This window comes from Protofrankia sp. CiT1, from assembly GCF_917627335.1.
In the GTDB taxonomy this organism is placed as follows: Bacteria; Actinomycetota; Actinomycetes; order Frankiales; family Frankiaceae; genus Protofrankia.
On sequence record NZ_CAKJTP010000079.1, the window covers coordinates 1 to 11168 of the forward strand.

9 protein-coding genes, 1 pseudogene and 1 riboswitch are annotated in these 11168 nt (G+C 72.1%); of the genes and pseudogenes, 4 read left to right on the plus strand and 6 right to left on the minus strand.

Features of this window, described 5'->3' with window-relative positions; all coding sequences use genetic code 11:
• Positions 1 to 2300, minus strand: a 2300-nt coding sequence (locus tag MJ785_RS13750) for a cobaltochelatase subunit CobN (RefSeq protein ID WP_239381225.1), incomplete at its 3' end; no start/stop codon positions are given.
• Positions 2301 to 2334: 34 nt separating this feature from the next.
• Positions 2335 to 2476, minus strand: a riboswitch (cobalamin riboswitch).
• A 38-nt stretch (positions 2477 to 2514) separates the two neighbouring features.
• Between MJ785_RS13750 and MJ785_RS13755 the strand changes: the two genes are divergently transcribed.
• The 3 genes from MJ785_RS13755 to MJ785_RS13765 are packed head-to-tail and all read left to right on the plus strand — an operon-like array spanning position 2515 to position 5907.
• Entirely contained in the window at positions 2515 to 3654 is a 1140-nt protein-coding gene (locus tag MJ785_RS13755) for a nitrite reductase (RefSeq protein WP_239346645.1), read from the plus strand.
• Positions 3644 to 4267: a precorrin-8X methylmutase gene (locus tag MJ785_RS13760; RefSeq protein ID WP_239311914.1), complete on the plus strand. Its 624-nt coding sequence runs from the start codon at positions 3644 to 3646 to the stop codon at positions 4265 to 4267. The genes MJ785_RS13755 and MJ785_RS13760 overlap by 11 nt, the downstream gene beginning before the upstream one ends.
• Complete coding sequence (locus MJ785_RS13765) at positions 4264 to 5907, plus strand: precorrin-2 C(20)-methyltransferase (RefSeq protein ID WP_239381227.1); 1644 nt, start codon at positions 4264 to 4266, stop codon at positions 5905 to 5907. The genes MJ785_RS13760 and MJ785_RS13765 overlap by 4 nt, the downstream gene beginning before the upstream one ends.
• On the opposite strand, the gene MJ785_RS13770 is transcribed toward MJ785_RS13765, so the two are convergent.
• On the minus strand, positions 5879 to 6625 hold the full coding sequence (locus tag MJ785_RS13770; RefSeq protein WP_239381229.1) for a cobalt-precorrin-6A reductase: 747 nt from the start codon (positions 6623 to 6625) through the stop codon (positions 5879 to 5881). The genes MJ785_RS13765 and MJ785_RS13770 overlap by 29 nt on opposite strands.
• Positions 6626 to 6689: 64 nt before the next feature.
• Between MJ785_RS13770 and cobF the strand changes: the two genes are divergently transcribed.
• On the plus strand, positions 6690 to 7451 hold the full coding sequence (gene cobF / locus MJ785_RS13775; protein WP_239311911.1) for a precorrin-6A synthase (deacetylating): 762 nt from the start codon (positions 6690 to 6692) through the stop codon (positions 7449 to 7451).
• Between the two features lie 33 nt (positions 7452 to 7484).
• Here cobF and cobM read toward each other — a convergent pair whose 3' ends face one another.
• From cobM to MJ785_RS13795, 4 genes and pseudogenes are all read right to left on the minus strand, one after another.
• Positions 7485 to 8240: a precorrin-4 C(11)-methyltransferase gene (gene cobM, locus MJ785_RS13780; RefSeq protein ID WP_239311908.1), complete on the minus strand. Its 756-nt coding sequence runs from the start codon at positions 8238 to 8240 to the stop codon at positions 7485 to 7487.
• Positions 8237 to 9466 (minus strand): precorrin-6y C5,15-methyltransferase (decarboxylating) subunit CbiE, encoded by a 1230-nt coding sequence (gene cbiE, locus MJ785_RS13785; RefSeq protein ID WP_239311906.1) that lies wholly within the window; start codon positions 9464 to 9466, stop codon positions 8237 to 8239. The genes cobM and cbiE overlap by 4 nt, the downstream gene beginning before the upstream one ends.
• A gap of 65 nt (positions 9467 to 9531) precedes the next feature.
• Positions 9532 to 9689: pseudogene (locus MJ785_RS13790) on the minus strand (transposase); the annotation flags it as partial.
• A gap of 832 nt (positions 9690 to 10521) precedes the next feature.
• The gene (locus tag MJ785_RS13795; protein WP_239311915.1) at positions 10522 to 11031 is read right to left on the minus strand and encodes an STAS domain-containing protein; all 510 of its coding nucleotides are present in this window, start codon (positions 11029 to 11031) and stop codon (positions 10522 to 10524) included.
• Between the last annotated feature and the right edge of the window lie 137 nt (positions 11032 to 11168).

An 11168-nucleotide genomic window follows, 5' to 3' on the forward strand; every position in this document is an offset into this window, starting at 1 on the left:
GCGCTGCTCCCGGCCGCCGCGACCGCGGCGACGGCCGCCGGGACCTCGGCCGGATCCCAGCCCCGATGCTCCATCGCGGTGACCAGGGCCCGCGCGATCTCCTCGACCGCGTCGGTCTCGACCCGGCCGGCCCGCTCCCCGGCGGCGTGGTCGGGCAGGCCGAGCGCCTCGCGCAGGCCGGGCAGGGCACGGGCGTCGCCGGCCCACATCTGGCGGGCCCGCAGCATCGCCACCACCAGGTTGATCCGGGCCGGCCCGGTCGGCGTGACGCCGAGGACGTGCAGGCCGTCGCGGATCTGGGCATCCTTGATCTCGCACAGCCAGCCGTCGACGTGCAGGAGCAGCTCGTCGAACTCGCTGTCGTGCGGACGGTCGGCCAGGCCGAGGTCGTGGTCGAGCTTGGCGGCCTGCAACAGGGTCCAGATCTGGGCGCGGATCGCGGGCAGCTTCGCCGGGTCCATCGCGGCGATCTGGCTGTGCTCGTCGAGCAGCTGCTCCAGGCGGGCGATGTCGCCGTAGCTGTCGGCGCGGGCCATCGGCGGCACGAGATGCCCGACGAGGGTGGCGTGGGCGCGCCGCTTGGCCTGGGTGCCCTCACCCGGGTCGTTGATCAGAAACGGGTAGATCAGGGGCAGGTCGCCGAGTGCGGCGTCCGGCCCGCAGGAGGCGGACAGCGCCGCGTTCTTGCCGGGCAGCCACTCCAGGTTGCCGTGCTTGCCGACCTGGACGATGGCATGGGCGCCGAACTCGTCGGCCAGCCAGCGGTAGGCGGCCAGGTAGTGGTGGCTGGGCGGCAGGCCGGGGTCGTGGAAGATCGCGATCGGGTTCTCGCCGAAGCCGCGGGGCGGCTGCACCATGACCACGACGTTGCCGGCCCGCAGCGCGGCGAGGACGATCTCGCCGTCCGGGTCGCGGGAGCGGTCGACGAACAGCTCACCCGGTGGCGGCCCCCAGTGCCGAGTCATCGCCTCCCGCAGGTCGGCGGGCAGCGCGTCGAAATGCCGCCGGTAGCGGGCCGTGCTGATCCGGATCGGGTTGCGGGCCAGCTGTTCCTCGGTCAGCCAGGCCTGGTCCTGCCCTCCCGCGGCGATCAGCGCGTGGATCAGCGCGTCGCCGTCGGCCGCGGCCACCCCTGGCAGGGCGTCCGGGCCGTCGGCCGGGCCGATGTCGTAGCCGGCGTCGCGCAGCGCGGCGAGCAGCCGCACCATCGAGGCCGGGGTGTCCAGGCCGACCGCGTTGCCGATGCGGGAGTGCTTGGTCGGATACGCCGACAGCATCAGCACGACGCGGCGCCGCGCGGGCGGGATCCGCCGCAGCCGGGCGTGGCGCACCGCGATACCCGCGACCCGCGCGGCCCGTTCCGGATCGGCGACGTAGCTGGTCAGGCCGTCGGTGTCGACCTCCTTGAACGAGAACGGCACGGTGATGATCCGGCCGTCGAACTCCGGGATCGCGATCTGGGTCGCGGTGTCCAGCGGGCTCGCGCCGTCGCTGCCCGCCTGCCACTGATCCCGGGAACCGGTCAGGCACAGGGCCTGCAGGATGGGCACATCGAGTGCGGCGAGCGCGCCGACATCCCACTGCTCGTCGTCGCCGCCGGCACTGGCCGCCGCGGGGGTCGAGCCGCCCGCGGCCAGCACCGTGACGACGAGCGCGTCGGCCTGGCGCAGCGTGACCAGCAGCTCGGGCGGCGCCCCGCGCAACGACGAGCAGAAGACCGGTACCGGCAGGCCGCCCGCACGTTCGATCTCGTCGCACAGGACGCGGACGAACCCGGTGTTCCCGGCGACCTCGTGGGCCCGGTAGTACAGCACCGCGATCCGCGGGGGGCCGTCGTCGGCCCGCGGTCGCTGCGTCCGTCGCGCTGGCTCCTCCAGGAGCTGCGGCCGGCCCCACAGCGGAGTCGCCGCCGGTGGCGCGAAGCCGAGACCGGTGAGCAGGATCGCGTCCGACAGGAACGCGTACAGGTTGCGCAGGTTCGCCGGGCCCCCGTGGGCGAGGTAGGCATGCGCCTCCGCCACGATGCCGCCCGGCACGGTCGAGGACTCCATCAGCTCCGCGTCCGGTGCCTGCTCACCACCGAGGACGAGGACTGGCAGGCCGGTGGCCAGCACCGCGTTCAGCCCGTCCGCCCAGGCCCGCCGGCCACCGAGGATCCGCACCACGACGATCGAGACGCCGGTGAGCAGGGCGGGCAGGGCGGCGACCTCGACGCGGGCGGGGTTGGCCAGCCGGTAGTCGGCACCGCTGGCCCTGGCGGAGAGCAGATCTGTGTCAGACGTGGACAGCAGCAGGATCACGACGACTCCTCGCCCGGAGTCCGCGCTCCGGTTCGGCGGGTGCCGCGACGCCGGACAGTTCCTGGCTCCCACCACCCGGCAGGCGGGCGGCGGCGACAGTGGCGGGACCGCGCTGGACTCGCACCAGCTTCCTGAAACCCGGCGTCGCGATCGGCACTGGTAAGGCTGCCATATCGGACGCCTCGGCGAGGGTCCGCTCCGTACACTCGCGGCTGTGACCGGCGACCCGACCCCCGCGCGGGTGCTGCCCGACCGGTGCCCCGGTGCCCTGCGCGCGCATCAGGCCGCCGATGGCTTGCTCGCCCGGGTCCGGCTGCCGGGCGGCTTCCTGTCGGCGGAGCAGCTGCTCACCCTCGTGGCCGTGGCCGCCGCCGGTGGCGACCCCCGGCTGGAACTCACCACCCGGGCCAATGTGCAGGTACGTGCCCTGGCCGAACACGAGGTGGCGCTGTCGGCGGCCCGGCTCGCCGATGCCGGGCTGCTCCCGTCCGTGACGCACGAACGGGTGCGTAACATCATGGCCAGTCCGCTGGCGGGGCTGGACAGCCCGACTGATCTCGCCGCGGTGGTCGCCGAGCTGGATACCGAGCTGTGCGCGCGACCGGGCCTGGCGGACCTGCCAGGGCGGTTCCTGTTCGGCGTCGACGACGGGCGCGGTGACATCGCGTCCTTACACCCGGACATCACCCTCGTCCTCACGGCCCGGACGGCGTCGGTGTGCGGGTTCTCAGTGCCCCGGGCGGCTGTGGTTCCGACCGCACTCGCCTTCGCGGAGTCGTTCCTGGCCGAGCGGGCGGTCCAGAACAGCGCGGCGTGGCGGGTCGCCGAGCTGACCGGCGGGATCAGCGTGGTCGCGCGTCGCGCCCTGGCACCCGGCGGATTCGAGGTCCCGGCGGGCCGGGACGTGCTACCCCCGCGGCTGCGTCCCGCCGGGCTGGTGGAGCAGATCGACGGAGGAACAGCGCTGGTGGCGCTGGCCCCGCTCGGGCGGCTGTCATCCGCCCAGGCCACCCTGCTGGCGCGGCACGCCGGCCCCCGCGGGCTGCGGGTGACGCCCTGGCGCGGCATCGTGCTGCCTGACCTGCCCGACCCTGAGGAGTTCGCCGCGGCAGCGGCGGACCTCGGGCTCGGTGTGGACGACACGTCGCCGTGGTACTGGCTCTCGGCCTGCACCGGCACACCCGGCTGCACCAGCGCGCTGGCCGACGTCCAGACCGATGCCGCTGCCGCCGCGGGACGCTGGCCTGGCCGGCACGCACACTTCAGCGGCTGCCGGCGGCGCTGCGGCCGGCCGGCGGACACGCGGATCGACGTCATCGCGACCGATGAGGGGTACGTGTTCAGTGACGACTGACTACATCCGCGACGGAGCGGAGATCTACCGGCGTTCGTTCGCCACGATCCGGGCCGAAGCGGACCTGTCACCGTTTCCCACCGACGTGGCGCAGGTCGTGGTCCGCATGATCCACGCCTGTGGCATGGTCGATCTCATCCGCGACGTGGACTACGCACCGGGTGCCGTGGCCGCGGCGCGGGCCGCGCTGCGCGCGGGCGCCGCGATCCTGTGCGACGCGCAGATGGTGGCCAGCGGCATCACCCGGTCCCGCCTGCCAGCGGACAATCCGGTCATCTGTACGCTGCGGGACCCCCGGACGGCCGGGCTGGCCGCCGCGGCCGGCACCACCCGCTCGGCCGCGGCGGCGGAGCTGTGGGGCGAGTACCTGGACGGCGCGGTCGTCGCGATCGGCAACGCGCCGACGACCCTGTTCCGGCTGCTGGAACTGATCGCCGATGGCGCGCCCCGGCCGGCCGCGATCCTCGGCCTGCCGGTGGGCTTCATCGGTGCCGCCGAGTCCAAGCGCGCGCTCGCCGACAGCGGCCTGCCGTTCCTGACCGTGCACGGCCGGCGCGGGGGCAGCGCGTTGGCCGTCTCCGCGGTGAACGCGATCGCGAGTGAGGCGGAGTGAGCACGCTGGACGCCACGAGCACGAACCGGCGGGACGGCGGGGCCCGGGGCACCCTCTACGGGGTCGGGCTCGGGCCGGGGGACCCGGAGCTGGTGACGGTGAAGGCCGCTCGGCTGATCGCCGCGGCCGATGTGGTCGCTTACCACAGCGCGCGGCACGGCCGCTCGATCGCGCGGGCGATCGCCGAGCCTTACCTGCGGGCGGGGCAGATCGAGGAGCAGCTGGTCTACCCGGTCACCACCGAGACCACCGGCCATCCCGGCGGCTACGCGGGTGCGATGGCCGATTTCTACACCCAGGCGGCCGACCGGCTCGCGGCTCATCTCGACGCCGGCCGTGACGTGGTGCTGCTCGCCGAGGGCGACCCGCTGTTCTTCAGCTCCTACATGCACATGCACAAACGTCTTGCCAGCCGGTTCGACGCCGTGATCGTGCCGGGGGTCACCTCGGTCAGCGCAGCCGCGTCCGCGACGGGTGTCCCGCTGGTCGAGGGCGACGAGGTGCTGACCGTGCTGCCCGGCACGCTGCCGGGCAGCGAGCTCGCCCGCCGCCTGCGGGACACCGATGCGGCGGCCATCCTCAAGGTCAGCCGCCACTTCGCGGACATCCGCGATGCGGTGAGGCAGGCAGGCCGCCTCGATGACGCCTACTACGTGGAACGGGCCTCCACCACCGTCCAGCGGATGCTCCCGCTGGACGAGGTGAGTTCGGGCAAAGTTCCCTACATGGCGATGGTGGTGGTGCCCGGGGCCCAGGCATCCGCACCAGCACCCGCCAGATCGGCATCCACGGTCTCCGCGGTCTCCGCGGTCTCCACGCTCTCCACGGCGCCGGCGGGTGCTGGCTCCGCCGCGCCGGATCCGGTCGCTGCCGGCGCCCCGGGCGCGCGCACCGGGCGGGTCGACGTGGTGGGGCTGGGTCCGGGCGGCCGGGACTGGCTGACTCCGCAGGCCCATGCGGCACTGTCGGCCGCGGAGCACCTCGTCGGCTACGGCCCGTACATCGAACGGGTTCCGGCCAACCCGCGGCAGCAGCGGCACGCCTCCGACAACCGGGTCGAGGCCGAACGCGCCGAGTTCGCGCTCGACCTTGCCTGCCGGGGCCATCGGGTCGCGGTCGTCTCCTCCGGCGACCCCGGGGTCTTCGCGATGGCGAGTGCTGTGCTGGAGGCCGCCGCCCAGCCCCGCTACACCACCGTGGCGGTCGCTGTCCTTCCCGGCATCACCGCCGCGCAGGCGGTCGCCGCCGCCGTCGGCGCGCCCCTCGGCCACGACTTCGCCACCATCTCGCTGTCCGACCGCCTCAAGCCGTGGGCGGTGATCGGCCGGCGGCTGGAGGCCCTGGCCCGCGCCGATCTGGTGATCGCGATCTACAACCCGGCGTCCCGGGCGCGGCGCCACCAGCTCGACGAGGCCCGTGACCTGCTGCTGCGCCACCGCGACGCCGGCACCCCGGTGATTGTCGGCCGGGCTGTCGGCACCGCGGAGCAGGCTGTCTGGGTCACCACGCTGGCGGATCTCGACACCGGCTCGATCGACATGCGCTGCCTGGTGATCGTCGGATCGTCGCAGACCCAGGTCGGGACCGGCCCGGACGGTCGTCCCCGAGTCTTCACCCCGCGCCGTTATCCAGCAGACTGACGATCTCCGCCGCTGTGGCGGCCCAACGGACACCGGCCGGTGGGACAGGCGGATCAATCATGATCACGGGGATGGACAGGTGGCGCGCCACGGTGAGTTTGGCCGCGGTCAGCGGTCCGCCGCTGTTCTTGGTCACCAGCGCGATCACCCCGTGCTCGGTCATCAGTGCCGTCTCACCCTCGACGGTGTAGGGACCCCGGTCCAGCACCACGGTGTGCCGCGCCGGCAGTGCCTCGGTGGGCGGGTCGACCGTGCGGATGAGGTAGCCGTGCCGGCTGTCGTCGGCGTAGGCGTCCAGACCTCGCCGGCCCGTGGTGACGAACACGCATCCAGGCCCGGGAAGACCCGCCGCCGCCCGCGCCGCCTGCGTGATGTCGGGCACGTGGAGCCATCGGTCACCCGTACGAGCCGACCACCCTGGTCGACGCAACGCGAGCAGGCGGGTCCCGGTCACCGCGGCGGCCTGTGCCGCGTGCTCGGACATGATCGCCGCGAACGGGTGGGTCGCGTCCACCAGCACGTCGACGGCAGCGGCGCGCAAGTAGCCCACCAGCCCATCGACCCCGCCGAACCCACCGACGCGGACCTCACCCCGCGGCAGCGTGGGCCGGCTGATCCGGCCCGCCAGCGACGAGATCACCCGGCAACCGTCCCGGCCGTGTAAGGCGTCGGCGAGCGCGCGGGCCTCGGCGGTACCGCCCAGGATCAGTACCCTCACGCCACGACCCTAACGACGGCCGTGCGCCTGCGGCGGCCCTGCGGCGACAAGGAAGGCGGCAGGCATGCGGGAGATCCTTGTGATCGGAATCGGCGCCGGCGACCCGGAGTACATCACGATCCAGGCCATCAACGCCCTCAACGTCACGGACGTCTTCTTCGTCGTCGACAAGGGTGACGAGAAGGACAGCCTGCTCGCCCTGCGGCGGGAGATCTGCGACCGTTACATCCGCGACAGGGACTACCAGGTGGTCCGGATCCCCGAACCACCCCGGGACCGCCAGGCCGAGGCCTACACCGGAGCCGTCGAGGACTGGCACGAGCGCCGCGCGGAACTGTTCGAGGCCGCGATCAGCACCCACCTCACCGATGACGGCCGCGGAGCCTTCCTCGTCTGGGGCGACCCGGCGCTGTACGACAGCACCCTGCGCGTCATCGACCGCATCCTCGCCCGCGGCCAGGTGGAGTTCACCTACCAGGTCATCCCCGGCATCACCAGCGTGCAGGCCCTCGCCGCCCGCCACCGCATTCCGCTCAACCGCATCGGCGAACCCATCCACATCACCACCGGCCGCCGTCTCGCCCAAGGCCTGCCCGACGGCCTGGACAACGTGGTGATCATGCTTGACGCCGGGCTCGCCGCCGCCGACCTCGACGACCCCGGCCTGCACATCTACTGGGGCGCCTACCTCGGCACACCGGAGGAGGAACTGCGCTCCGGGCCGCTGGGCGACGTCGCCGAGGAGATCGCCCGGACCAAGCGGGAACTGCGTGAACGCCACGGCTGGATCATGGACACCTACCTGGTCCGCCGCGAGACCTCCTGACGAGTCCTGAGCGAGTCCTGTGGGAACCGGCCCTCAGGAACCGGCCCTGGCCCGCTGGCGAGCCGCGGAGTACAGGTGGCTGTCGTGGAATCCCTCCGTCGCCAGCACCCGCCCCACCACGATCACCGCCGTCCGCCGGATGCCGGCCGCGCGGACGGCCTCCGCGATCTCACCGAGACTGCCCCGCAGCACGACCTCGTCGGCCCGGCTCGCGTAGGCCACCACCGCCACGGGGCAGTCCGGGCCGTAGCGGGGCAGCAGGTCCGCCACCACGGCGTCGATCCGCTGTACCGACAGGTGCACCACCAGGGTCGCGCCCGAAGAGCCGAGGGTGGCCAGATCCTCACCCTCGGGCATCGGTGTCGCCCGTGCCGCGGTACGGGTCAGGATGACCGTCTGCCCGACACGGGGCACCGTCAGCTCCCGCCCCAGCGCCGCCGCGGCGGCGGCGAACGCCGGCACACCCGGAGTGATGTCATAGGGCACACCGGCGGCGTCCAGCCGGAGCGCCTGCTCGGCGACCGCGCTGAAAATCGACGGATCTCCCGAGCACAGGCGGGCGACATCGAGCCCGGCCCGGTCCGCGGCGATGAGCTCGGCCACGATCTCGTCCACGGTCAGCTCGGCGGTGTCCACCAGCCGCGCGCCGGCCGGACAGAGGGCAAGGACGTCCTCCGGCACCAGGCTGCCCGCGTACAGGCACACCGGTGAGGATGCCAGCAGGCGCTGTGCGCGCACCGTCAGCAGATCCGCGGCACCCGGCCCCGCACCGATGAAATGGATCGTCATCCTCGTTCCTCCCACCAGCTCCACTGCGTCACCGGCATCGCGGGCCGCCATCCCGTGAAGCCACCGACCGGCCCGGCCCGCTGGATCCCGATCCGGGTCAGGGTGCCGCCCACCTTGGCGTGCCAGCCCGCCAACGTCGCCTCCGACTCCACCGTCACGGCGTTGGCGACCAGGCGCCCGCCCGGAGCGAGGGCGGCCATGCACGCCTCGACCACGCCGCCTTCGGTGATGCCTCCGCCGATGAACACCGCGTCCGGTGCGGGCAGACCAGCCAACGCCTCCGGCGCGCGGCCTGCCACCACCCGCAACGCGGGCACCCCCAGCTGCTCGGCATTGCGGGAGATCCGCGAGCGGCGATCTTCCCGCGGCTCGACCGCGACCGCGCGACAGGCCGGATGACTACGCATCCACTCGATCCCCACGCTGCCCGACCCGGCTCCGACATCCCACAGCAGCCGCCCGGGGACCGGCATCAGGGCGGCGAGCACCATCGCTCGGACCTCCCACTTGGTGATCTGTCCGTCATGCTCGAACGCCTCGTCGGGCAGACCGGGGGACCGGGCCAGCAGGACAGCCCCTGCCCCGGCACGGCATTCGATTGCGACGATCGCCAGTGGATCATGAGCGGTGCCCGTCCATTCCTGTGCGACACCGGACACAAGCCGCTCATCCGGGCCCCCCAGCCGGGTCAGCGCGGTCACGGTACTCGGCCCGAAGCCCCGCCCTACCAGCAGCGCACACACCGCGTCGGCCAGGTCCGGCTCCGCCGCCAGCACCAGGACCCGACGACCCGGCTGGACCGCGGGATGCAGCACCGCCAGCGGGCGCCCGACGGTGCTGACGATTTCGACATCCTGTACCGGCCACCCCAGGCGAGCGCACGCCAGCGACACCGACGACAGCGTGGGCAGCACCCGCACCCTCTCCGGCCCCAGCAGACCGACCAGCGCCGAGCCGATCCCGAAGAACATCGGATCGCCACTCGCCAACACGGCGAGGCGGAGGTGCTTGTGCTCGTCCAGCAGCCTGGGCAACGCCGGCAGGAGTGGTGATGGCCACTCCACCCTTCTCGCGGTCACCGTGTCATCGAGGAGTCGCAGCTGACGACTGTTGCCCACCACCACGTCCGCGGAACACACCGCCTGCCGCGCGGTCGCCGACAGTCCCCGCCACCCGTCGGCTCCGATCCCGACCACCGTGCACCACAGCGCGTCCCACTCTGCCATGGGCTCAGTTTGCCCGATGTTGACCCGGGAGACGTAGCGCGCAAGCCCCGCCGTTTAGGGCGGGGTCAGCGCATCGGTGCTGGCCGCCGCTGCCCTTCGATGTACTCGCGCAACGCCGCGATGGGCGCTCCGCCAGCCGAGGCGGCGAAGTAGGAGGGGACCAGAAATGCCCACGCGTCGAGGCCCGGTTCACCCGGCCGGCGAACTCGGCGCGCAGCATCCGCCCATCCTCTCGGTGTTATCCGATCATCCTATCGGAGCGTCGCTACGACCATTTGACCCCGCCCACCCATTCCGGGCAGTCCCGCGCTGCACCCCGGCCCGTATCCACCAGATTTGAGCCGGTGACACGCTTACGGAGCTTTACCACTGGTTCCTCTCGTATACCGTCTGATCTCGCTCGCCGGACCCGCCCCGTCTGGCAGTCCCGAGGCGTCCCGGCTTTGTCAGTGCTGCTCCCGCCCTTCCCGGCGTCTCCCGGGTCAGACTGCGCTCAGCTCCTACCAGGCTGCTGCGACAGCCCAGCGAGAAGGCCTTGCACCTCCTTCGGTTCTCAGCGCCTCACGGCGCACTGCGGCCTCGTGTCGCACCGTGTCAGAGGCTCTAGATGTTGATCATGATGTGACCGCTTGACAGCCACACGCATCAGCCCCTCGGAACCTCGCCGGGCATATATCGCCGTCACCTCTCCATCATCCGTCGGATACGGACAGGCGCAGCCTCCGGGGAGGCTGGCGATGACGCACCCACCACGACTACGGATCAACGAACCCGGAGTAGCTGTCCCCGTCGGACTACCGGGCCGACCTGAACGGGCTCACGCACCCACGGGTCCGCGTCCAACGGCACGAACGGCCTCGACACGGCACCGGGAACGCGGGTGGGGTTCGCCGCCGTCTTCTCGGCAGACCATCGGGCTGAAAATGGGCGTGGCATACCGACCCTCCTTTCTGCATGTTCACATGCGGCTCACGTGAAGGGAGGGTCGGACCAGATGCCAGCCTGTTTTTTGGCACAGTGCTCGGCGCCCCTCTCCTTTCCCACTGTAGGGGCGGTTAAAGGGGAACTGGCTCATCCCGTCCGGCGATCGACGCAGAGGACAGCCGACGGCCGAGGGGGCTGGTGACGTCGCTGCTTGCTACCGGGTGGACTCGCCGTCCACGACCTGGGTGGGTCGTCGAGGGGATCGGTGTCGGCGTGGCGTGTACATCCAGCCGGTTGACCAGGTTGGTCAGAGTGAACAGGCGGAAGATATGAGGCCGGGCGCCGACAACGGTGATCGGGATACCGGCCCGGTCCGCCTGGTTCGCAGCGCTGACCAGGATTCCCAGGCCGTGGGCGTCGAGGAACGACACGCCGTCGAGGTCGATCACCAGGATCGGTGGGTGCCGGTCAAGGCCGGCGATCAGCGCCGTGCGGAGCGCGGCGCTGATGGAGATGTCGATCTCACCGTAGATACGCACGACGGTCCTGTCGGGCGTGACGCAGGTGGTGGTGCGAAAGTCAGTGGCACAGCCGTCGGTGCGCTCCCGCATTGGATCGGGCAGGTCGAGGAACTTTTCCATCACGGTTACCAGGCCTCCGGCCGAACGAGTTGCTGCCGTGAGGTGCAAGCAGTCGACGGGAGCGCATGGCGTCCGGACACTTCGGCTGGCTACTCAAACCCAGGCTGCAACTATAACGCAATCCATCCCACCGTCTG